This window comes from Azoarcus sp. DD4 (assembly GCF_006496635.1).
In the GTDB taxonomy this organism is placed as follows: Bacteria; Pseudomonadota; Gammaproteobacteria; order Burkholderiales; family Rhodocyclaceae; genus Azoarcus.
The window spans coordinates 3,151,909-3,174,263 of record NZ_CP022958.1 but is presented as its reverse complement, the minus strand read 5'-3'; the positions used below and the strand labels follow the sequence as shown (position 1 = coordinate 3,174,263).

The window sequence follows — 22,355 nt, the reverse complement described above, 5'->3', positions numbered from 1 at the left end:
GCGCACGCCGACCCCGCATCCAGCATTTTCCGAACGCGACAGGAGAAAACCATGGCAGGCATCACCACCCACGTGCTCGACACCACCAGCGGCAAGCCCGGCGCTGGCATGCGCATCGACTTCTCGGTGCTCGACAACGGCAGCTACCGGCTGGTCAAGACGGTCACCACCAACGCCGACGGCCGTACCGACCACATGATCCTCAAGCCCGAGGACACCCAGGTCGGCCAATACGAACTGCTGTTCCACGTCGAGGACTACTTCCGCGCCCAGGGGCTGGCCTTGCCGACCCCGTCCTTCATCGGCCAGGTGCCGGTGCGCTTCGCGGTGTTCGACACCAAGCAGCACTACCACGTGCCGATGCTGGCCACGCCCTGGAGCTGCGCAACCTACCGCGGCAGCTGAACACCCGCTTCACGCAGCACATAACTAGATCGGAGACCGAGGAGACAACCATGAAGCATGTGCCAATCAGCCCAGGTAGCAGAAGGAGATGAGCATGAGCAATGCAAGCACCTTGCCGCTCGGCAACGCGGTGTCGACGGCGCCGACGCTGGACCGGATCTACGCCAGGATCACCTGGCGGCTGATCCCCTTCCTCGCAACCCTGTGGGTACTCGCCTGGATAGACCGGGTGAACATCGGCTACGCCAAGCTGCAGATGCTGGACGACCTCCAGTTCAGCGAGGCGGTGTACGGCCTGGGCGCGGGCATCTTCTTCCTCGGCTATTTCTTCTTCGAGGTGCCGAGCAACCTGCTGCTGGAGAAGATCGGCGCCAAGAAGACCATCATGCGCATCACCATAGGGTGGGGCCTGGTGTGCATCGCGCAGATGTTCGTCACCACGCCGGAAATGTTCTACGTGCTGCGTTTCCTGCTGGGCGTGTTCGAAGCCGGTTTCTACCCCGGCATCATCCTCTACCTCACCTACTGGTATCCGAGCGTGCGGCGCGCGCGCGCCTTCGGCCTCTTCATGTCGGCGTCGGCACTGGCCGGCGTGATCGGCGGGCCGCTGGCCGGTGCCATCATGACCGGGCTGCATGGCGCCAACGGCTGGTCGGGCTGGCAGTGGCTGTTCCTGATCGAGGGCATCCCCTCGGTGCTCGCCGGCGTGGTGACCCTGTTCTACCTCACCGACAAGCCGCAGAAGGCCAACTGGCTGAGCGACGAGGAAAAGCGGATGGTGCTCGCCGACCTCGAGGCGGACCACGGCGCCCAGGGACACCGCGACCACAGCATGATGGCGGCACTGCGCAACCCGAAGATCTGGATGCTCGTCCTGGTGTACTTCTGCATCATCGCGGCCAACTCCTCGCTGACCTTCTTCGCGCCGACCTTGGTGAAGGCGCTGGGCTATACCAGCACGATGCAGATCGGCTGGATCATGGCGGGTATCTACCTGCTCGGCGCCATCGGCATGATCGCCAACGGCCGCCACTCCGATCACCGCAAGGAATCCCGCCTGCACTGCGGCTTCGCAGCGCTGATCGGAGCGGTCGGGGTCGGCGTGGCGGCGGTCTCCACCGACAACGCGGCGCTCGCCCTGGCTGCCCTGGCGGTGGCCGTGGTCGGGACGATGAGCGCGATACCGGTGTTCTGGCAGCTGCCCAACCAGTTCCTGTCGGGTACGGCAGCGGCGGCCGGCATCGCGATGATCAACTCCATCGCCAACCTCGCCGGCTTCGGCGCGCCGTGGATGCTCGGCGTGGTCAAGACCGAGACCGGCTCCTTCGTCGGCGGGCTGCTGGCGGTGGCTGCGGTGGAGGCCCTGACGCTGGCGCTGGTGCTGATGTTCATCCCGCGGCGCAAAGCGGCTTGAACCTTGCGACCGGGCGGTTGGCGTGCCGTCGCCCGACAAAGTGGATAGAGTGAAGACCTCGCCATTCACTGCGGCCGCGCGCGGTACGGATCACGAATCCGCGCCGCGCGCGGCCGCACCGCGCATCGATGAACGACATCCTGCCCCCCGCCGTGATGCAGCGCGCCGAAACGCGGCTGCAACTTTCCGAACTGATCTCTGCCCTAAGCCACGCGCTCGACATCACCGAGGGCCAGCCGGAAGGGCACTGCGTGCGCTGCTGCTGGATAGGCATGCAGATCGGCCGCCGGCTTGGACTGCCCGACGATACGCTGTGGGGGCTTTACTACACACTGCTGCTCAAGGATCTCGGCTGCAGCAGCAACGCCGCGCGCATCTGCGAGCTGTACCTGACCGATGACCTTTCCTTCAAGCGCGACTTCAAGGTGGTGGGAGACAGCCTGCCCAGGGTGCTCGACTTCGTGCTGTCGCACACCGGCCTGAAGGCTCCGCTGGCCGAGCGTTTCCGCAGCGTGCTCAACATTCTGCGCAATGGTGGGGAGCTGGCGCGGGAACTCATCCAGACCCGCTGCCAGCGCGGCGCCGAGATCGCCCGGCTGCTGCGCTTCCCGGAAAGCGTGTCGGCCGGCATCTACAGCCTGGACGAACACTACAACGGAAAGGGCCGGCCGCAGGGGCTGGCGGGGCAGGCGATCCCGCTCTATTCGCGGGTGGCGCTGCTGGCCCAGGTGATCGACGTCTTCCACACCGCCGGCGGGCCACAGGCGGCGCTCGACGAGGCCAGGCTGCGGGCCGGCCGCTGGTTCGACCCGGAACTGGTGGAGGCCTTCGAGGCCGTTGCCGACGAGGCTTTCTGGGCCACGCTGGGATCACTCGACATCGTCCGCGATGTCCTTGCGCTGGAGCCGGCCACCCATGTCGTGACGCTGGATGACGACTACCTCGACGATATCGCCACTGCCTTTGGTCAGGTGGTCGACTCCAAGAGCCCTTACACCAGCGGCCACAGCGCGCGTGTCGCGCTCTACACCGACCTCATGGCCGAGACCATGGGCATGGATGGCGAACGCCGGCGCTGGCTCAGACGCGGTGCGCTGCTGCACGACATCGGCAAGCTGGGTGTGAGCAACAGCATCCTCGACAAGCCGGGCAAGCTCGATGAAGACGAATGGGCGGCAGTCAAGGCGCATGCGGCGTATACCGAGGCCATCCTGGGGCGCATCACGGCCTTTGCCGAACTGGCGCGGGTGTCCGGCGCGCACCACGAGCGGCTGGACGGCAAGGGCTACCCGCGCGGGCTCATGGCGAGCGAAATCAGCCAGGAAACCCGCATCATCACCTGCGCCGACATCTTCGACGCGATCACCGCCGAGCGGCCCTACCGCGGCGCGGTGCCGATCCCGAGGACGCTCGAAATCATGAGCGAGAACGTCGGCAGCGCCATCGACCCGGTGTGTTTCGAGGTGCTCAAGGCCAGCGTGGCACGCCTGCCCCTGGGTGGGGGCGCCTGACGGCGGGCGCTCCCGGCCACAGATCCTCACCGTTCGCCGGGCGCCAGTGCCTCCATCAATGCCCGCAGCCGTGGCGTGATCCGCCGGGCCGACGGATACACAAGCGAGATCGGCAGCGGCGGCGGTCGAAAGGCGGCGAGCACTTCGACCACGCGGCCCGCCTCGATGGCGCGGGTGGTCATGTAGTCCGGCACCTGCGCAAGGCCGACGCCTTCGGCTACTGCCGCGACCAGCGCCTCGCCGTCGTTGATGGTCACCGCGGATGGCGGGTTCAGCTCCAGCAAGCTGCCATCCACGATGAAGTCCCAGGGCCGTACCCGGCCGCTGGACGGCATGCGGAAACGCAGGCAGGCGTGGCCGGCGAGGTCGGCCGGCGTGGCCGGCTGGCCGTGCTGCTCGAGGTAGTGGGGTGCGGCGATCACGACGATCTGGTGCTGGCCGATGCGGCGGGCGCTCAACGTGGAGTCAGCCAGCGGGCCGATGCGCAACGCCGCGTCTACGCGTTCGCCGACGATGTCCACCTGACGGTCGGACAATTCGACTTCCATGGCCAGCGCGGGGTGGCGCCGCCGCAGGGCGGCGAGTGCCGGCAGGATCAGCATCCGGCCCAGCACCACCGGGGCATTGAGCCGCAGGGTGCCGGTCGGCTCGGCGCGTGCGCCGGAGGCTTCGTCATGCAGTGCCTCGATCTCGTCGGCAATCCGGCAGACCCGCTCGTAAAGCGTCTGGCCCTCGATGGTCAGGCTCACCTGCCGCGTGGTGCGCTGGAACAGCCGTACGCCGAGGTCCTCCTCCAACCGCGCCACGCTCTTGGCAACGGCGGATGCGGAGAGACCGAGCCTGCGCGCAGCCTCGGCGAAGCTGCCGTGCCGCACGGTCTCGGCAAAGGCCAGATAGGTCTGCAGTCCCGCCATGGTGCCCTCGCGTCATTGCCGAATATTCGTCGGCAATCTTACGACACGTCCCTCCGTTCTGTTCCGGCTTGGTGATGCGCACACTGGCGACATGCCGCTGGGGCGCGCTGCCCGGCGACGCCGATCCGTCTGGAGGAAGCAAGCATGTTCGTACTCGATAACGCCCGCCTGCCGCAGGCGGAACTACCCGGTATCCAGCACACGACGCTGGCTGGCAGCGACAACGGATTGCGCCATCTTTCCGTGTGGCGCCAGACCATCGCGGCAGGCGAGGCCACGCCGCCACATCGGCATGACTGCGAGGAGGTGGTGGTGATCGACAGCGGCCGCGGCGAACTGCACGCCGCCGGTGCAGTGTTTGCGTTCGGCCCGGATTCGACACTGGTGATTCCGCCCAACCTGGATCACCAGATCATCAATACCGGCGACGCGCCCATCCGGCTGACGGCGGCGTTTTCGGTGTCCCCGGTGACCGTGGTGTTGCCCGACGGAAACATGCTCGAACTGCCCTGGCGGAGCTGAGGCCGGCGTAGCGCACAGTGGACGAAGCCTGGCCGCAGGCTTGGGCGCGCTGTAACATTTCGAACGTTTTGTTTTGTTACAATGCGTTTTGCTCAAATAGACGGCAGAGCGCATGGCCAGAGAGATCGAGCGCAAGTTCCTTGTACGCGATACCGGATTCCTGAACGGCCTGGTCGGGGAGCGCATCCTGCAAGGCTATGTAGCCAAGGAATCCGGTGCGATGTCCACCCGGGTGCGCCTGCGTGGTACCCAGGCCTGGCTCACCCTCAAGGGGCCGCGACTGGGCATCGGTCGCGACGAATACGAATACCTCATCCCGGTCGAAGACGCCCGCCAGATTCTCGCCAGCCACTGCGCTGGCCGCCTCATCCAGAAAGTCCGCTACCTGGTCGATTATGCCTCGCACTGTTTCGAGGTTGACGTGTTCGAAGGCCGGCATACGGGTTTGGTCGTTGCCGAGGTCGAACTCGGCCATGAACGGGAAGTGGTAAGCCTGCCACCCTGGATAGGGCCGGAAGTGACGCACGATCCGCGCTACGGCAATTTTTCGCTCGCCCAGTTCGAAGGGCCTATGCAACCGCGGATGATCCTGTCGCAACTGATGTCAGCCCGCGCCCGCCCCGAAACGCCCCCCTTCCTGCGCGAATCGCGGGCTTCGACGCTCATGTCGGGCTGAACCCGTCCTCGGAAGACACCCCATGCTCAAGCGCTTCCTCGCCGCCATCGGGCTCAGCGCCACAACGGCGGCCGCGTCCGCCAGCCCTCCCTACGCCCCTTATGCGGACGATGCCGCGAATAGCATCTACAACATGCTGTTCTGTGACCTTCCCGCGCTGTTCGAACCTGAGGCCGCGGGCGTCCCCGCGCGGTGGAAAGCCACCTTGCAGGCAGAGCCCGCGGACAGGGAGGCACTTCGGGCGCTCGCGGAAAATGCCGGGCATGATGGCCGCGTTCGCGCGCTGGCCTACCGGCGCCTGCGCGTGTCCGGTGCGACGGTGCCGCGCGGCGTTCTGCTGGGGGTGATCACCGAGGTCGGGCTGCCCCAGGGGCTGGATACCTTGGCTGCATTCTCCGAGGGCGGGGTGCGCTACCTCAATTTCAGCGGCAAGATGGTGTTCGTCGAAGGCGCGGTTCCGCAAACGCGTGAACTCCTGCCCCGGCTTTTCGCTGCTGCCCAGGTCGCGGTAGACACGCTGAAGCCGTGGGCGGCGGCGCGCCGGGCGCCGCCGGCGAACGGTTTCATCCGCTTCACCTTCCTTACCTCCGACGGCATGTACTTTGGCGAGGGACCGATCGAGGCGATGGCAAGCGACGGCATGGGTGGTCCCATCGTGCGTTACGCCACCGAACTCATGCAAACAGTCGTCGGCATGGACCTGCACAAGGCCGACTAGCGGCGGCCCGAGGATCTCGACCACGGCGGATGCACACGGATGTCATCAAAACGTCATGGACGTCATGCGTGAATTCCCAGGGAATGCGTATGCCGAAAAAACTGTTGAAGAAGCTCAGCCCGTTTACCAGGAAGAAGTCGTACGCGAAGGGCAGCGACCGGGAGCGCCGGTGGTGATTGGCTGCGTCGGGCTTCAGGAAAGCAAAAGGCCGTTGATAATCAACGGCCTTTCTATTTGTTCTGGCGGAGAGGGCGGGATTCGAACCCGCGTCAGGGTATTACCCTGAACACGCTTTCCAGGCGTGCGACTTAAACCGCTCATCCACCTCTCCGTGGAAGCCGCGCATTATAGCGTTGCTTCCACGGAGTGGGAAGGCGTTTCGCGCGAAAGTTTCCGGTGAGCTGAACGTGGGCCTTCGTCACGGCGATAGGGGGAGGTCGGGGTAAAATGACGGCAATAAGACAGGAGCGGACCGTTTCCGGCGCAGTTCCTGCACGGCAAAGAAGTCAGAACAACGCATTCATCCCCAAGAGAACCTGCGGCAATGGTCCCACTGAATCTGCATGACGCGATCACCGCGCTCACCACTTCCTTCGACTTCGTCGGCATCGACGAGGTGCAACACGGCAAGCGTGTCGGCTATATGGCGCGCACGGTGGCGCAGGCGCTGGGCTGGTCGGACGAGCGCTGCTGGAATCTGCTGCATGCGGGCATGCTGCACGACTGCGGCGTCTCGCGGGTGCGGGAGCATCGCCATCTCACCGAGACGCTGGAGTGGGACGGGGAGGAGGAGCACTGCATCCGCGGTGCCGCCTACCTGCAGGCCTGCCCCATCCTCGCGCATTTCACCGACATCGTGCGTTATCACCATACGCGCTGGGCGACCCTGGAAACCATGCCGGAACTCGACCCGGCGATGAAGCTCGAGGCGAATCTCGTCTATCTGGTGGACAGGGCGGACGTCCTGCTTGCGCCCTGGATGGACGGCGGCCACCTCAACAACGCGATCATGTGGGAGAAGGATGCCATCGTCGCCCGGTTGCAGGGGCTGGCGGGCACCTTGTTCTGTCCGGAACTGGTCGACGCCTTCGTGCGCGTGGCGGAGTCCGAAGCCTTCTGGTTGGGGATGGACCCGCTCTATCTCAACGAGGAGATGGAATCGCTCGGGCGCAACATTCCCCCGGTGTGTCTTTCCGCGCCGGAACTGCGCGAGTTGGCGTTGATGTTCTCGCGGGTGGTCGATGCCAAGAGTCCCTATACCGACGACCATTCCCGCCGCGTCGCCTTGATCAGCCGCCATCTTGCCGAGGTGATGGGGCGCGATCGCGAGACCCTGGACATGATAGAGCTGGCCGGCCTGCTGCACGACATGGGCAAACTGCGGGTGCCGGACGAGATCATCGAGAAGGCGGGCGAACTCACCCGTGAAGAGCGGGCGTGGATCTCCCGTCACAGCTACGACACCTACCGGATTCTCGCACGCATCTTCCCGGCGACGCCCATACCCGACTGGGCCGGCGCCCACCACGAGAACCTGCTCGGGCTGGGCTATCCGTTTCGCCGTACTGCGGGCGAGATCGATCTCGAAACCCGCATCATCTCTGTCGCCGATATTTTCCAGGCGCTGCTGCAGGATCGCCCCTATCGCGCGCGCCTGTCCGGCGACGAGGTGATGAGCCGCATCCGGGCGCTGGTGGCCGATGGAAGGCTGGATCGCGATGTGGTGGCGACCCTGCAGTGCGAGCTCGCCGTGTGCCTCGATCTGGCTGCCGGTGAGGACGCCCTGGGCGAGCGCTTTCCTGCCATTGCTGCCTGAGCCTTCCGGCCCCTTGCCGGCGGTCCGCGATTCGGTTTAACTGGCACAGGACCAACTCACCGGAAAGTAAGACATGCCCTCCTCACGCAATGTGCTCGGCGGCGACTTGCTGGCTTGCAGTTACGCGCCGTTGACCGGCTTCTACCGTACCGGCTGCTGCGAGACCGGGCCCGATGACCATGGCCGTCACCTGATCTGCGTGCGGGTCACCGCCGAGTTCCTGAAGTTCTCCCAGCAGGCCGGGAACGACCTCTCGACGCCGCGGCCCGAGTACCGCTTTGCCGGCCTCAAACCCGGTGATCGCTGGTGCTTGTGCGCGATGCGCTGGGTGGAGGCGCTGCGCGCCGGGTTCGCACCGCCGGTGGTGCTCGAGGCCACCCACGAAGCGGCACTGAAGATCGTCGATCTCGATACGCTCAAGGCCCACGCCTACGGAACCAAGTTGGGGCCGACCAACTGAAATGCGCACTGCCACTGTGCCGAAAACCATGACGCCAATAGGTTGAAAGTCATAGGTTTCAAAAAGACGCGGAAACGCGTGGACACGAAAATTTACCCCTGATATGTTTAAGTCTGAATTAATAGCAGGGGTAAGAGCATGGCAACCCAACAGGCCCCGGCCGCGTTCAGAGCGCCGGCCAACAGGCTTTACCACGCCTTGATGGCGAGCTGCGGCGTGACTGCAGCTGCGCTCTTCGGCAGCATGGCGCTGCTGGTCAGCGTCGACGTGTTCATGCGCAATCTCGGTCTCGGCACGCTGCCGTGGAGCGTCGAGATGACCGAGTACATGCTGATGGTCGCGACCTTCGTCGCTGCGCCCTGGCTGCTCTACGTCGGCGATCACATCCGTATCGACATGCTGCTGCGCGCGGCATCGCCCGCCGGGCGCTGGCTGCTCGAGGTCGTCACCGATCTGGCCGGGCTGGTGATCTGCGCGGTGCTGGCGTGGCAGTGCTTCGTCGTCACCCAGGACGCCGCAGCCCAGGGCGGCGTGGTGTTCAAGGTGCTGATCTTCCCGGAGTGGTGGTTGAACCTGCCCATGGGCTTTGCCTGTGTGATGCTGACGGTGGAGTTTGCCCGCCGCCTGCGTGCCGCCTTCGTGCGCCGGGAGGCCTGACATGGAATGGCAATCCGCGCTGTTGTTGATGATGGGCTGCCTGTTCGCGCTGATGCTGATTGGCGTGCCGGTGGCGTTTGCCTTCCTCGGGGTCAATCTGATCGGAGCCTGGATCTTCCTCGGCGGCGAGGCCGGGCTCGGACAGCTGGTGCGCAACTCGGTCGGCTCGGTGAGCAGCTTTTCGCTGACGCCTATCCCGCTGTTCGTGCTGATGGGCGAGGTGCTGTTCCACACCGGCCTTGCCTTCAAGGCCATCGAGGCGATCGAACGGCTGATCTCGCGCGTCCCGGGCCGCCTGTCGGTGGTATCGGTGCTGGGCGGCACGGTGTTCGCCACGCTGTCCGGCTCGACCATCGCCAACACCGCGATGATGGGCGGTACCTTGCTGCCGGAGATGCTGCGACGCGGCTACCACCCGACACTGTCCATCGGCCCGATCATGGCGGTGGGCGGCATTGCGATGCTGATCCCGCCCTCGGCGCTGGCGGTGATGCTGGGCAGTTTGGGCGGCATTTCGATCTCGCAGTTGCTGATCGGCGGCATCGTGCCTGGCCTGGTCATGTCGATCGGCTTCCTCGGCTACATCGTGCTGCGCTGCCGCGCCAACCCGGAGCTGGCGCCCGCCGACGACAATGTGGTGGATGTCCGAGGCTGGGAGCGATGGAAGCCCTTCGTGCGCGACGTGGTGCCGCTGTTCGCCATCTTCGTCGCGGTGGTCGGCAGCATGTTGATCGGCTGGGCTTCGCCCACGGAGTCCGCTGCCATCGGTGCGCTGGCCTCGGTGGTGGCCACCATGGCCTACCGCGCGCTCACCCTGCATGCGCTCTACAAGGCACTGATGGAGACCGCGCGCGTGTCGGTGATCATCCTGTTCGTGATGGTGGCCTCCACGACCTTCTCGCAGTTGCTGAGCTTTTCCGGTGCCACCACCGGCTTGCTGGGCCTCATCAACGGCATGGACCTGTCGCCGCTGCTGCTGGTGCTTGGCATGCTGTTCCTGCTGCTGGTGCTCGGCTGCGTGATCGACCAGGTCAGCATGATGATGATCACGCTGCCCTTCTTCATGCCGCTCGCGCACGCCGCCGGCATCGACACCGTGTGGCTCGGCGTGATGATGCTGATTGCCATCGAGATGGGCCTGCTGACGCCGCCGTTCGGCCTGCTGCTGATGGTGATGCAGAGCGTGGCGCCGCCGCACATCCGCCTGCAGCAGATCTACGGTTCGGCGATTCCCTTCATCGCCATCGAGCTGGTCGTGCTTGTGCTCATCATCGCGGTGCCAGGGCTGGCGATAGGCTTGCCCAAGCTGATGAGCTGATGTTTTCCCCTTGCAGTCGTTGATACCCCACGGAGAACCAAGATGCAGAAGAAAACCGGAAAACTGGCCGCGGGCCTGCTGTTCGCGATTGTCGCCTCGACCGCACAGGGTGCGGAAATCACCCTCAAGGCCGTCAGCGCCTTCGGCCAGGACACCTTTTTCGCGCAGCGATTCAAGGCCTTCGTCGAGAAGGTGAATGCCGAGGGCAAGGGCGTCATGAAGATCCAGGTGGTCGGCGGGCCGGAGTCGATGCCACCGTTCGAGGTCGGCAACGCCCTGCGGGCCGGCGTGATCGACCTCGCCAACAGTACCGGCGTGTTCCACGCCAACCTGGTGCCGGAAGCGCTGGCGATGACGCTGGCCGAGAAGCCGATGTCCGAACTGCGCGCCAACGGCGGCTACGCGCTGCTCGACCAGATCCATCGCGAGAAGGCCAACATGGTGTGGCTGGCGCGGGTGTCGGACGGCCTGCAGTACCACATCTATTCCAACAAGAAGGTCGCCAGCTCCGACTTTTCCGGCTTCAAGCTGCGCAGCGTGCCGGTGTACCGCGCCTTCTTCCAGTCGGTTGGCGCTTCGCCGCTGCAGGTGGCGCCGGGAGAGGTCTATACCGCGCTCGAACGCGGCGTGGTGGATGGCTACGGCTGGCCGTCGATCGGCGTGTTCGACCTCGGTTGGCAGGAAAAGACCAAGTACCGCGTCGAGCCCGGCTTCTACAACGTCGAGGTCAGCTTCTTCATGAACCAGAACACCTGGAAGAAGCTCGATGCCACCCAGCGGGCCTTCCTGGAGAAGCAGATCGCCTGGGTGGAATCGCAGAACGCCGGCGATCTGAAGAAGGCGGAAGAAGAGAAGGCGCGCCAGGGCAAGGCGGGGATCGAAGCGGTCGCGTTGCCGGCCGACCAGGTGAACCTGTTCGTGGCCAAGGCCTACGAGGCGGGTTGGAAGGGCATCGAGCAGGCCAGCCCGCAGAACGCCGCCAAGCTCAAGCCGCTGTTCAGCAACGGCCGCTGAGCGATGGCGCCCCGCGGCCGGCAGGCGGTCGCGGGGCGGTTTCCGCTTATTCCAGCGCTTGCAGCAGCGCGGCACCCATGGCCGCCACCGACTGTGCGCCCGAAACCGCCAGCTTGCGGTTGAGGATGAAGAAAGGCACTCCGGTCACCCCTTGCTGCTGTACCTGCGCCGCCATCCGCTGCACCACCGCAGTATCGGCATCGCTTTCAAGGTAGGCGCGCACGGCGTCGGTCTTGTCGCCGCAGGCCGTGGCGATGTCCGCCAGCGTGTCGATGTCGCCGATGTTGCGGCCTTCCAGGAAGTGCGCGGCGAACAAGGCATCGGCCAGTGCGGCGATCTGGGTCTGCCGTCTGCCTTGGGCCTGGGCGCGATACATCAGGCGATGCGCCCGCAGGGTGTTGGGCCGTATCGTCATGCGTTCGAAGGCGAAACTCACATCCGGTGCGCCCGCTTCGGCGACGCGCGCATGCATCGCGTCGACCTGCTTCGCGCCGCCGAACTTGGCCTCGAGGAAGGCGCGGTAGGGCTCGCCGGCAGGCGGCGTGTCCGGATTCAGGAAATAGGGCAACCAGTTGATGCGGACGTCGAGTTCCGGGCGCTGGGCCCGCAGGTCGTCGAGTGCGCCTTGCAGCCTGGCCTTGCCGATGAAGCACCAGGGGCAGACGAAGTCGGAAACGATGTCGATGTTGAGCGGCATGGGCGAGGGCGGGCCGGGCGCGTGCCCCCGGCGGAATTGATCGAGGCGCTACGCTAGCACACCCGCCGACCCGCGGCGCTCAGTCAGGCACCGGGGATACGGTACATGTGGGTGGCCGGATCGAAGGGCAGGCCGTCTTCGGCGCGTTCCCCGTTGAAGGCGCGCTGGAAGAACTGGCGGGCGACCGCGGTCTTGAGACGCACCGTGTCGTCCTCGAAGTAGGCATGGCTGCTGCCTACCTGCGGCGCGCCGGTGAAATCCACGTACAGCGCCTGGCGCGCGTCCAGCCGGTGGCGGTAGTGGCCGAGCCGGGCCTGCTGCTGCTCGCCGGTCTTCATGCGCGAGGCGCGCAGGGCGCCGTCGTTCTCGTTGATGGTGATGTACACCGATTTGCGGCAGGGAATGCGGTCCACCCATTGCGCGTGGTCGAGGTTGTTGGTGTCGGCCGCCAGCAGCACGATGTTGTCGAACACGAGCCGGTCGGCGTAGCTCGCGGTCGAGAGCAGGGTGTGCTTGTAGAGGTAGTTGCCCATGCTGTGCAGCATCATGTTCACGGTGAAGGGGCAGTGCTTCTCCTGCAGGCGGGCGAAGAAGGCTTCGCGCTTCTCGGCGTCGTCGGGGTGGCGCAGGCGGGCTTCTTCCTGCAGGCGGATGCCCTCCTGTACCGTCAGCTCGGCGAGCAGTTCACCGATGCGGCCGAGGCAGCGGTCGAAGGCGCCGACCGAGGCGCGCGCGTCGCGCTGGTCGCTCTTGTAGCTCGCCACCCCGCTGAGTCCGCCGCCATTGGCGGGCCAGGAGAAAGCCAGCACCTCCACGCCATAGAGCTGCTGCAGGCTGTTGGCGCGTTCCAGCACCGCCTTGACGTCGTTGTTGAAGCCATGAACGAAGAACAGCAGGTTCTTCTTTTCCTTGCGGATGCGCTCGAGCAGCACGCGGGCGACGTAGGCGCTGGCATAAACCGGTTGGTCCGAGGGCGCAATGCCTGCGCTGCTGCGCATGTCCGGCGTGACGACATCGGGCAGCACGCTGACCGACCAGCTTCGCCCGCTCTTGACCGCCTCGACCAGGCGCAGTTCGTTGGGCCCCTTGCTGTTGGGTGTGGTACCGAGTTGGCCCATGCCGGTCTCCCCGGCGACGATTTCGCGGTTGGTGACGAAGAACATGATCTCCCCCCGTTTGGTCCTGGATGACAAACAACCCCGTCGATGACGGGGATACGCTTGAATCTAGACCATATGCATCGAGGCGCCACAACGAACAGCAGGGGAATGCCGGCGCGCGCCGGCCGACGCCTCATCCGAGGACCAGACGTTCTCCGTCCAGCGGCAGCGCGCGCGCGGCCTGCGTGATGGCATCGCCCTGTCGCTGCAGGCGGTCGCGGATGCGATGCGCCGAGAGAATCACCAGGATGCCGTTGCGGCCATGCGAGGGGTCCGGCCGCGCCACGCTTTCGGCCAGCACCGCCTGGCCGGGAAAGAGGTTGGCGATCGGGTCGATCAGGTGCAGGGGGATTTCCGGCGTTTCCGCAAGTGCGTGGACGAGGATGCCGAACACGCTGTCGTCCGATGCGCGCACGATGACGATCTGCCGGTAGGTGTCGGGATCTGCCGGTTTGCCGAAGCGCAGCTCGTTACGCAGATCGAACACCGGCACAGGGTTGCCGTGGAACATCATCACGCCGCGGACGTGGTCCGGCATGCCGGGAACCGTGGTGACGTGCTCCAGGCCGACGGCTTCCACGACGTCGCGACAGGGAATGCCCAGCCATTCCTCGCCGATGAGGAAGCTGGCGATCTCCATGGTCTCGGCACCGTCGTCCGCGGCGTGGCGATGGGGCGCGCGGATGCGGTCGACGGGGGCTGTGGCACCCGATCCTGTGGTGATCTCGGCGCCGAGCGGCATGAAGACGAGCGCCGCCACGTCGTTGCGGTAGGCGTCGTCCGGGCCCTTGTATTCGCGGTAGCCGGACGACATCCGCGATCCGACCGCGTAGTAGGCTCGGTTGCGCACGACGATGCTGGAGTAGGTGGCGCCCGGTGCGAGCGCGAGCAGCGCGCCGTCCGCTTCCAGCATATCGCCCGGCACAAGGGTGTGGTCGCTGCAGGCCACGACTTTGCCCTTGTCGTCGACGAAGGCGGCGAAGGGCGTCGATGCGTCGCCGGCAGCCGGTGCGTCGTGGGCGATGGCGTCGCACAGCATGGCGCGAAACTGCGGCTCGGCATCGAACACGATGGCGATGCCGCCTACCACACGCAGTGCGGCCCCCGCTGCCGGAATCGGGGCGGCGTAGATGTAGGTGGGGCGGCCATCGTAGAGCGGCGTCGCTTCGAAGGGCGACACCACGTAGTGGCGCAGGTTGTCCAGCGCCAGCGTGCGCCGTGCCCATTCGTCGCCCAGGGTCAGGCCGACCAGGTGCTGGCAGCGCTCGCTGGAGACGGCGACGATGCGGCCGCGGCGATCGAACACGACGAGTTTGTCGTACACCGTGTAGAGCGCGTTGATCTGCGCCAGCGTCGCGGCCATGGCGCTGCCGTGGGCGGCGTCGGGCGCGTCGTCGCCGAGCGCTTCGCGGAACACCGGGTTGAGCGCCCACCAGCGGCAGTCGTTGGCCCGCTCGTACAGGTTGCGGTCCATGATGTCGATGGCCAGCGCGGCCTGGAATTCGCAGTCGCCCAAGATGGACGACACCACCGTTTCGTGCAGGTTGCCGATGGAGCGGGCGAACACGTCGCGGGTCTGTACGCCGGTGTTGCCGATCTCGCCGAGCAGCACTTTGGAGAAGGTGCTGTTCATGGTGTTGCCGCCCTTGCCTTGCCTGACGCTGCCGTTCCACACCGAGCGGTTGAGTTCGCGCTGGATGAGATCGGCACGATCCGGGATGCGCTGGAGCTCGTCCGAGAAGAGCGTCGGGCTGTGCATCACGCCGTGGAGCGTCGCCGGTGGCACGCGGGCCAGGCGGTCGCCGGCATCGCGGCCGAAGGCGTGTTCGAGCGGCACCATCACGTGGGCGAGCCAGCCGGGCCCGAGGTAGCCCTGATAGCCGCGGGTGTTGGCCGAGGTGGCGAGATATTCGCGTCCGCCGAGGCGGACGATCCGACAGTCGGCATCCAGCACCATTTCGACACGGGTGCCGACCGGTAGCTGCAGTGGGTCGGAACTCGCGATGCAGATGCCGTCGGCGTCGAGCAGGCTCAGCAGGTACCAGTCGCCGGTTCGCAGCAGGTTGGCAAAGATGCCACGCATCTCGTCCTCGAAGCGGAAGCACAGGCAGAGCACGCCGAGCGGGGTGTCACCGCCGGCGTTCTCGATACGGTAGGCGTAGGCCAGCACCGGTGCGCCACCCGCCTGCAGGTCGGAAACGCGGAAGTGTTCGACATAGGGCGCGGTTGTCCGCAGCGCTTCGTCCACCAGCGGATCGTTGGAGTGTTCGAGCGCCTGTGTCTGGTCGAGACGGGCGAGCACCCGGCCGCCGGTGTCGAGCAGCACGATGTCGTGGTAGACGGAGTACTTCTCGACGTAGGCCTGGAAGCGTTCGACGATGGCAGCGTGCTCGGCAGGGTCTGCCCCCTGGGGTGACGAGGCTTTGCCGGCGTAGCGGCGCAACTCGTCATCGATTGCCAGGAAGCCGATGTCGGCGGTGCGTTCGAAGAGGTTGCGCACCAGGATGTCCACCGCGACCTGCGCGCGAGACCTCATTTCGAGCACGACCTTGCGGCGGGTTTCCATGCCCAGGTTGTCGAGCAGGGTAGCCGTCAGTTGGGAAAACGCCTGGCGGGTACTGTTCATGTCGGTGGCAATGCCCGAGAGCTGGCCCAGCAGGGCGAGGTTGTCCCATACGGCCTGCAGGCGCTGCAGCATTTCGCGGTATTCCTCGACATGCGCCATGTGACGGATGAGCGGGCAAAGACGGGAGTCGATCTCTATGCCTTTGTAGGTGGTCATTGCACGCTGTGTCCTGGCGTGGGAGGTGTGTGTTCGAGGAAAGCAAGAACCGGGCGCACGGTCGGCGGGGCAAAGCTGCGACAGGCGCGCGCTGACGGGGTGGGTGTTGCTCCGCCCGTGTCCGCGATCTGGCTGGCGGGCATGTGCCGTTGGCGGTTCGGTCGAAGAGCCTAGCGTAGCCAGGCGAAGGCGGACTCGAGGCGGCTGCGGGCGTCGGCCGCGATCACCGGTCCGTGTGCAGGCACGATACGCTCGAAGTCCCAGGCAAGGACGCGTTGCAGCGAGGCCCGTGCCGCGTCGCGGTCGCGGAAGAAGCGCTTGAGCAGGAAGGATAGGCCGAAGCGGTCGTAGAAGCCGTTCAGCCGTGCGTAGGTTCGCGTCCCGAAGGAGTCCCACGGGCCGATGTGCACCGCGAGGTCGGTGATGACGAGGCTGCGGCTGGGCTGGTGGAAAAATACGGTTTCGTTGAGTTCGCTGTTGCCCTCGATGAACACCGAGTCGATATCCGCAGCCCACGGCGCCGCGCGCGGTGGAACCGGTGGATGGCTGGCGAAGGCGGGGTTCTTGTCCGCAAGGCCGGGGGCGACGTATAGCGTGGCGCCCGGACTTGCGGCGAGGAAGTCCAGCGCGTGGAGGTGATGCAGGCGATTGGGGGCGACGATGTGGCGCACGCTGCCGAGCGGCGCGAGTTCGGCGAGCAGTTCGGGCGTCGGCGCGATCGGCGAATGCACCCAGAGCGTACCGTTGCCGAGCCGGCACACGGTCATGCACGTCGTCATGCGAAAACCGTAGAACACCAGCGGCTGGCGGGCGATCCAGATGTCGTCGGCCAGGCGGGTGAGGCGGAATTCGCTGGCAGGGCTCCAGCTGGCGCTGCGGTCAGTCATGGCGCAATCCATCCGGGATATCCTCGATGGGGGCATGATAACGCGCTGCGAAATGGCGGCGCAGCCCGCGGGTGGGGGCTGCGCCGGTGGTTCGAGGGCTGACTCAGGCCGCGAGCAGCGCCGGCTTGATCTGCTCCAGCCAGGTGTTCACACGCTCGTCGGTGAGATTGGCCTGGTTGTCGTTATCGAGGGCGAGGCCGACGAACTGGCCGTCGATGACCGCTTGCGAGACCTTGAAGTCGTAGCCTTCGGTGGGCCAGGGGCCGACCACGGTGGCGCCGCAGGTGGTGACGGTGTCGTAGAGGAAGCTCATCGCATCGCAGAATTCGTTGCCGTACTTGTCCTGGTCGCCGAGACCGTAGATGGCGACCACCTTGCCGCTCATGTCGGCGCCGTCGAGCTGCGGCAGGAATTCGGCCCAGCTTTCGTTCTGCGCGCCGGACTCGATGCCGGGCAGTTCGCCTTCGCCCAGCGTCGGGGTGCCGATGATGAGTGCGTCGTAGGACAGGAAGTCGTCGACCGTGGCCTTGTTCACATTGACCGGGTCGGCGGCCAGTTCGCCCAGCTGCTTGGCGATGTACTTCGCGACCTTGCGGGTGCGGCCGGTGTCGCTGCCGAAGAAGATGCCGATTTTTGCCATGGTGTGCTCCGTTGCGTTTCAGGGAAAGACTGGGTCCGCTACGCGTTGCCCGGACAGGCGCGCGTGCGGACCGGTGGACAGGACGGGAGGCGGCGCTTCATCGGACTACCCTCGTGTCGCTGCGCGACATTCTTCCGGAGTGAGGGAGCGCAGCCTTCGGGCGGCCGGGCGGAAGCGCTCATGCGTACCCCGGCAGGTTGAAATGGGTGCGGATCACGGTGAGCAGTTGCTCCAGGCTGAGGTCTTCCCGGTACAGCGGCACGTTGGCGGTGGCGATGTCGGCGAGTTCGGGAAAGTCGAGTTCCACGCCGTAGTGGCCCTGGGCCTGACCGTAGATGAAGACGTAGGCACCGAGCTTGGGTTCGCCGGGCTGATGGAAGCGGATTGCCTGTTCGTTGTCGTGCCAGCCGTCGCTTACGGCGAGTCGGCCGTTGTCGATCAGCTCGGCCAGGGCGTCGAGCAGGGCGAGCAGCGAGCGGTACTTGACGGGCTGTCTGGTGGTGGGCATGGGAGCCTCAGCGGGCGGTGTGGCGGAGCAGCTTGAGGCATGCGAGCGTGGCGGCCAGGTCCACCGCGCGCGCATCGTCGAAGTTGGGGATGGACGGATCGGCACCGCATTCGAGGAGCAGTGCCACCATGTCGGCCTTGCCGGCCGAAGCGGTGTACATCAGGCAGGTGGCACCCATGTCGTTGCGGTTGTCGACGTCGATGCCGGCGGCGACGAGTTGGCGTACCACCTGGGCATTGCTCGACACGCAGGCCAGCCACAACGCGTTGTTGCCGTCCATGTTGCGACGGGCGATCGACACGCCATGGGCCAGCAGCTCTTCGACGATGTCGGCGCGGCCTTCGAGCGAGGCGCGCATCAGCGGCGTGAGGCCGTGTTCGCGGGTGGCGTCGAGGTCGTCCGCGTCGAAGCCGTGATGTGCCAGGAACTCCGTCAGCGCAGGGCTGGGCGCGACGCTGTGCCGCGGGGCGCCGCTGCGGCTCGCCTCCAGTTTGGCGAGTGCTGCGGCGAACACCTCATAGCCGCCATCGACGCTGTAGACCTCGGCGAAGCGGAAGTCGGCAAACATCTGCGCGTAAGTCTGGCTGGCGTTGCCGTGGTAGCAATAGACCAGCACAGGAGTGGTCTTGGGCAGGCGGCGCGCCACACCCATGAAGCCCGACTCGGTGAGATGGTCGGCGCCGGGGATGCGGCTGGTGCCGTAGCGGGCCGGGTCGCGCACGTCGAACACTGCCAGCGCCGGCAGGATGCCGTCGCGGTGGCGCAGGTAGAGGTCGGCGGCGTCGTCAGCGGAGATGCGGCGGTCGCTGCGGCTGGTGACCGGGGAGGGGGAGGCGGTCTGCGTCATGGTCGCGGTCTCGTCGATGGGCGTTCAGCCGGCGCTGCCGGGGGTGGGGCGCTTGGCATAGGCGGGGGTGGATTCGATGCGCCGATCGTCCACCGCCTTGCCGATGGTGAAGTGGTAGAGCGTCTGGAACACTTCGCCGTCCAGGCCCAGCAATTCGTGCACCGGGTCGTCGAAGAAGCAGCCGATGCCGGTGCCGCGCAGGCCGAGCGCCTCGGCCTGCAGGTAGAGGACCTGGCCGAGCAGGCCGGCTTCGCGGTAGAGGTCGCGGTAGGCTGCGGCGTCCTCGGCGATGACGCCGTCGAAGGGCGCGATCATGCCAAGCGCGAGGCAGGCGGTGGAGGCGATGTCCTGGTGGCAGTGCAGGCTGCGCGCCAGCCGGTGCAGCTGAACCGGCTCGAATCCCTGCAGGAAGCGCAGGTCGATGTCCTCGCCCAGCTTGTCTACGCGGCGCGGCGAGAAGGGCTGCTGCAGGCGCGCCAGCAGCGGCGCGGCTGCGGCGCTGTCGCGGCTATAGACGTAGAGGCCGGGTTCCATGCCCTCCACGCGGTGGATGAAGAGTACCGGGGTGATGCGCCTGTGCTCCTGCAGCGCGTCCCAGGGCAGGCCGGCACGCGGCTCGAGGGCGCGCAGCAGGCTGGCGAAGTGGCTGCGCGGCATCACGTATTCCGGGGTGAAGCGCTGCGCGCTGCGGCGGCCGAGCACCAGTTCTGCCCCGCCGCGCTCGCCGCCCGGCGTCGCCACCGGGCGCGAGCAGGGCACGGACTGCAGGCGCGACTGACGGGGGGCGTCGTCGTCGGCACGGCGGGTGGCGACGGCGACTTCGCCGATGATGGGCCAGCGGAACATCGGCCGCGGGTCGAGCATGCTGGCGGTGCCGTGCCACTGCGCCGCGGCGGTATCGGCGCGCAGCGCGGCCGGCAGCAGCGCCGGCGAAGCGGGCGCGTCCAGCGGTTCCAGGGTGAAGAGGATTTCGGCCTCCTCGAGCTCGGTCTCGGGGTACTTGCGTGCAGGGAAGTCCGCGCTGCGGTCCAGGCCCAGGCGGCCGGCGAGGCTGGCGGTGCCGATCTGGCGCTGTTCGAGCATGCGCCAGCCGAGCATCGCGCAGGCGTAGCGCAAGGCGCCGACGGCGTGGCCGACGTCGAGCTGGCAGTAGCGGAAGGCGCGTTCGCCGTACTTCCAGGCTTCGCGCCACATGGCGCTGGACAGTGCGATCTGCAGGCGCGGTGCGCTGCCGGGCGCGGCGGCCCGGTCCGAGGCGCGGCATTCGAGGGCGTGGTCTTCCGGCCGGTAGTGGTGCACGCCATCGGCGAGGCCCGGCACGGCGTGGCTGACGATCCAGGCTTCGACCGGATGCAGGTTGCCGCTGGACGGGTTGGCGCGGACCGCCCAGCGGTCCGGACCCAGCGTCTTCCACGCCGTGACGCCAAGTGATAACTGGAACAGGGCGCCCAGACTGGCAAGCCCGACCGGCTGGGCCGGGGGAGGAAGCGGCAGCGAGGCGAAGGGCGACACCAGCGCCTGGCGCAGCGGCGCGTCGGCGTCGAGCTCGTCGATCAGCGGCAGCGCGACGGCGCTGGCCCCTTCATAGTGGCGGAACGCAGCGGGCTGGGCATCCCAGTCGAGCACGCCCGGACCCACCGCATAGGCCTGGAAGCGGTGCTTGGTGCGGCGGTGGTAAAGGCGGACGACGAGGGCGGGCGATAGTTCGATGCCGCCGGTGCTCGCCTGCGCTGGCGGGCGGTCGGCGGGGGCGTCGGTATGGGGCGGGCGTTGGGCAGCGAGGTTCATGCCTCGCCCGTTGCAAATCTGATACCAGCCCGAAGGCGCCGGCGCGGCAAGGGTTTTGCGCCGATCCGGCGCGCAGTGTCGCGTGTATTGCGACGACGGGCCGGGCCTTGTCGATTTTCCGACAGGCGCGGTCCGCGGTCGTCAGTCTGTGCTGCGGCGGTCCTTGCCCTCGCCGAGGTAGAACTCGCGCTTGACGGCGTACATCTGCGCGTCGGCGGCGTGGATGGCCTTGGACAAGGGTTCGCCCTGGGTGCAGGTGCCGATGCCGAGCGAGAAGCTGAGTGCGGTGCCGGTATAGAACTGGTTATTGAGCACGGTGACCGCGAGGATGCGCTCGACGACTTCTTCGGCGCTGTGCGCGTCGCAGCCGGGCAGCAGCACGGCGAATTCGTCGCCGCCGATGCGTGCGCTGCAAACCTCGTCGCCCACCGCCTTCTTCAGTACCTCGCCGGCGCGCCGCAGCAGTGCGTCGCCGGCGGCGTGGCCGAGGCCGTCGTTCACCAGCTTGAGGCCGTTGAGGTCGGCCACGATCACGCTGACCGGGAATGGCCCCTTGCGGCCGAGGCGCATCAGTTCCTCGTCGTAGTAGGCGCGGTTGTAGAGCTTGGTGAGGGCGTCATGGCGGCCGAGGAATTCCAGGTAGGCTTCGGCCTTCTTGCGCGCGGTGATGTCGGTCAGCGCGATCAGGACGCGGTCCCAGCTGTCTTCATGGCCGGGCAGTACCGAGAACTGCAGGAAGACATTCACCTCGTTGCCGGCGAGCGAGTAGTTCACCGTTTCGCGCTGGTGGAAGAGCTTGCCGTTCCACAGGTCGATCAGCTGCTCCATGAAGTGTTCGCGCATCTCGTCGCGGAAGACGCGGTCGAGGTTGCCGAAGAGTTCATCCTTGCTGCGCGCACCGAACAGCTTGAGCGTCTGCCGGTTCACGTCGATGACCTGGATCTCCTGCATGCAGCGGGTGATGAATTCCGGATGCACGTTGAGAAAAACGCGGAAGTCCGAGATGCCGGCGTCGCGCACGCCTTCGATGAGGTGACGCACGCCGCTGAAGTTCTCCACCCACAGCGATACCGGCGAATGCTCGAACAGGCCGCGCGCGTACTGCTCGGAGAACTTCAGTCCGCGCTGGGCCCGGACGTGGTCGGTGATGTCTTCCAGCGACACCATGACGCGGCTCCAGTCGTCCTCGTGGCCCGGCAGGATGCGCGCGTTCACCCGCACATCGATGCGGCGGCCGTCGATGCCGTAGTTGACCGACTGGCTGGAAAAGCCGCCGTTGCCGTTCCACAGGGCTGCCATGTCGTGGGCGTGCTGGCGGTGCATGTCGTCGCGGAAGACCTTGTCGAGGTTGGCGACGAGGTGGGCGAGGTCGCGGGCGCAGAACATTTCCAGCGTGCGCTGATTGACGTCGAGCACGCGGATGCCGGCCGAGCAGGCGCCGACCTGTTCCGGGTAGGCGGCGAAGTAGGCTTCGATGTCGGAAATGCCCTTGCTGCGCCACTCGTCGAACAGGGTCTTGATCGCCGAGAAATCTTCCAGCCACAAGGAGATCGGCGCGAGCTGGAAGAGATCGCGGAAGTTCACGTTGTGTTCGGAGGCGGTAAGCGCGCTCATGTCCATC

General features: G+C 66.4%; 21 protein-coding genes and 1 tRNA gene. 11 read left to right on the top strand and 11 right to left on the bottom strand.

Going from position 1 to position 22,355, the window contains the following annotated elements; genetic code table 11:
• Positions 1-51 precede the first annotated feature (51 nt).
• From uraH to CJ010_RS14645, 3 genes are all read left to right on the top strand, one after another.
• Complete coding sequence (gene uraH, locus CJ010_RS14655; protein WP_141018721.1) at positions 52-405, top strand: hydroxyisourate hydrolase; 354 nt, start codon at positions 52-54, stop codon at positions 403-405.
• Positions 406-499: 94 nt separating this feature from the next.
• Positions 500-1,819 carry an MFS transporter gene (locus CJ010_RS14650; protein ID WP_205754793.1) on the top strand — a complete coding sequence of 440 codons (1,320 nt, stop codon included), beginning with the start codon at positions 500-502 and terminating at the stop codon, positions 1,817-1,819.
• Positions 1,820-1,947: 128 nt separating this feature from the next.
• A complete protein-coding gene (locus CJ010_RS14645) occupies positions 1,948-3,330 on the top strand; it encodes an HD-GYP domain-containing protein (RefSeq protein WP_305764608.1) in 1,383 nt (460 codons plus the stop codon).
• Positions 3,331-3,356: 26 nt separating this feature from the next.
• On the opposite strand, the gene CJ010_RS14640 is transcribed toward CJ010_RS14645, so the two are convergent.
• Positions 3,357-4,244 (bottom strand): LysR family transcriptional regulator, encoded by an 888-nt coding sequence (locus CJ010_RS14640; protein ID WP_141018719.1) that lies wholly within the window; start codon positions 4,242-4,244, stop codon positions 3,357-3,359.
• Between the two features lie 144 nt (positions 4,245-4,388).
• On the opposite strand from CJ010_RS14640, the gene CJ010_RS14635 reads away from it, so the two are divergent.
• The 3 genes from CJ010_RS14635 (at position 4,389) to CJ010_RS14625 (ending at position 6,160) form a co-directional block, all read left to right on the top strand.
• Positions 4,389-4,766: a cupin domain-containing protein gene (locus tag CJ010_RS14635; RefSeq protein ID WP_141018718.1), complete on the top strand. Its 378-nt coding sequence runs from the start codon at positions 4,389-4,391 to the stop codon at positions 4,764-4,766.
• Positions 4,767-4,878: 112 nt separating this feature from the next.
• Positions 4,879-5,442, top strand: coding sequence for a CYTH domain-containing protein (locus CJ010_RS14630; protein WP_141018717.1), 564 nt, complete (start codon positions 4,879-4,881; stop codon positions 5,440-5,442).
• 22 nt (positions 5,443-5,464) lie between these two features.
• Positions 5,465-6,160: an SURF1 family protein gene (locus CJ010_RS14625; RefSeq protein WP_141018716.1), complete on the top strand. Its 696-nt coding sequence runs from the start codon at positions 5,465-5,467 to the stop codon at positions 6,158-6,160.
• Positions 6,161-6,400: 240 nt separating this feature from the next.
• Here CJ010_RS14625 and CJ010_RS14620 read toward each other — a convergent pair.
• Positions 6,401-6,491, bottom strand: a tRNA-Ser gene (locus CJ010_RS14620).
• A gap of 213 nt (positions 6,492-6,704) precedes the next feature.
• On the opposite strand from CJ010_RS14620, the gene CJ010_RS14615 reads away from it, so the two are divergent.
• The 5 genes from CJ010_RS14615 (at position 6,705) to dctP (ending at position 11,425) form a co-directional block, all read left to right on the top strand.
• On the top strand, positions 6,705-7,976 hold the full coding sequence (locus CJ010_RS14615) for an HD-GYP domain-containing protein (RefSeq protein WP_141018715.1): 1,272 nt from the start codon (positions 6,705-6,707) through the stop codon (positions 7,974-7,976).
• 73 nt (positions 7,977-8,049) lie between these two features.
• A complete protein-coding gene (locus tag CJ010_RS14610) occupies positions 8,050-8,436 on the top strand; it encodes a DUF2237 family protein (RefSeq protein WP_141018714.1) in 387 nt (128 codons plus the stop codon).
• Positions 8,437-8,574: 138 nt separating this feature from the next.
• On the top strand, positions 8,575-9,093 hold the full coding sequence (locus CJ010_RS14605) for a TRAP transporter small permease (RefSeq protein ID WP_141018713.1): 519 nt from the start codon (positions 8,575-8,577) through the stop codon (positions 9,091-9,093).
• A 1-nt stretch (position 9,094) separates the two neighbouring features.
• On the top strand, positions 9,095-10,411 hold the full coding sequence (locus tag CJ010_RS14600) for a TRAP transporter large permease (RefSeq protein ID WP_141018712.1): 1,317 nt from the start codon (positions 9,095-9,097) through the stop codon (positions 10,409-10,411).
• 42 nt (positions 10,412-10,453) lie between these two features.
• The gene (gene dctP / locus CJ010_RS14595) at positions 10,454-11,425 is read left to right on the top strand and encodes a TRAP transporter substrate-binding protein DctP (protein WP_141018711.1); all 972 of its coding nucleotides are present in this window, start codon (positions 10,454-10,456) and stop codon (positions 11,423-11,425) included.
• 46 nt (positions 11,426-11,471) lie between these two features.
• On the opposite strand, the gene CJ010_RS14590 is transcribed toward dctP, so the two are convergent.
• The 9 genes from CJ010_RS14590 to CJ010_RS14550 form a co-directional block, all read right to left on the bottom strand.
• Positions 11,472-12,122: a DsbA family oxidoreductase gene (locus CJ010_RS14590; protein ID WP_141018710.1), complete on the bottom strand. Its 651-nt coding sequence runs from the start codon at positions 12,120-12,122 to the stop codon at positions 11,472-11,474.
• A gap of 83 nt (positions 12,123-12,205) precedes the next feature.
• Positions 12,206-13,285: an alpha/beta hydrolase gene (locus tag CJ010_RS14585; RefSeq protein WP_141018709.1), complete on the bottom strand. Its 1,080-nt coding sequence runs from the start codon at positions 13,283-13,285 to the stop codon at positions 12,206-12,208.
• Positions 13,286-13,415: 130 nt separating this feature from the next.
• Positions 13,416-16,064 (bottom strand): chemotaxis protein CheW, encoded by a 2,649-nt coding sequence (locus CJ010_RS14580; RefSeq protein WP_141018708.1) that lies wholly within the window; start codon positions 16,062-16,064, stop codon positions 13,416-13,418.
• Between the two features lie 170 nt (positions 16,065-16,234).
• Positions 16,235-16,951 carry a DUF4336 domain-containing protein gene (locus CJ010_RS14575; protein WP_168224963.1) on the bottom strand — a complete coding sequence of 239 codons (717 nt, stop codon included), beginning with the start codon at positions 16,949-16,951 and terminating at the stop codon, positions 16,235-16,237.
• Between the two features lie 103 nt (positions 16,952-17,054).
• Complete coding sequence (locus CJ010_RS14570; RefSeq protein WP_141018706.1) at positions 17,055-17,591, bottom strand: flavodoxin; 537 nt, start codon at positions 17,589-17,591, stop codon at positions 17,055-17,057.
• A 178-nt stretch (positions 17,592-17,769) separates the two neighbouring features.
• The gene (locus CJ010_RS14565) at positions 17,770-18,099 is read right to left on the bottom strand and encodes a hypothetical protein (protein WP_141018705.1); all 330 of its coding nucleotides are present in this window, start codon (positions 18,097-18,099) and stop codon (positions 17,770-17,772) included.
• Positions 18,100-18,106: 7 nt separating this feature from the next.
• On the bottom strand, positions 18,107-18,946 hold the full coding sequence (locus CJ010_RS14560; RefSeq protein WP_141018704.1) for an ankyrin repeat domain-containing protein: 840 nt from the start codon (positions 18,944-18,946) through the stop codon (positions 18,107-18,109).
• A 24-nt stretch (positions 18,947-18,970) separates the two neighbouring features.
• On the bottom strand, positions 18,971-20,734 hold the full coding sequence (locus CJ010_RS14555; RefSeq protein WP_141018703.1) for a nitroreductase family protein: 1,764 nt from the start codon (positions 20,732-20,734) through the stop codon (positions 18,971-18,973).
• Positions 20,735-20,875: 141 nt separating this feature from the next.
• Positions 20,876-22,348 carry a diguanylate cyclase domain-containing protein gene (locus CJ010_RS14550; protein ID WP_141018702.1) on the bottom strand — a complete coding sequence of 491 codons (1,473 nt, stop codon included), beginning with the start codon at positions 22,346-22,348 and terminating at the stop codon, positions 20,876-20,878.
• Between the last annotated feature and the right edge of the window lie 7 nt (positions 22,349-22,355).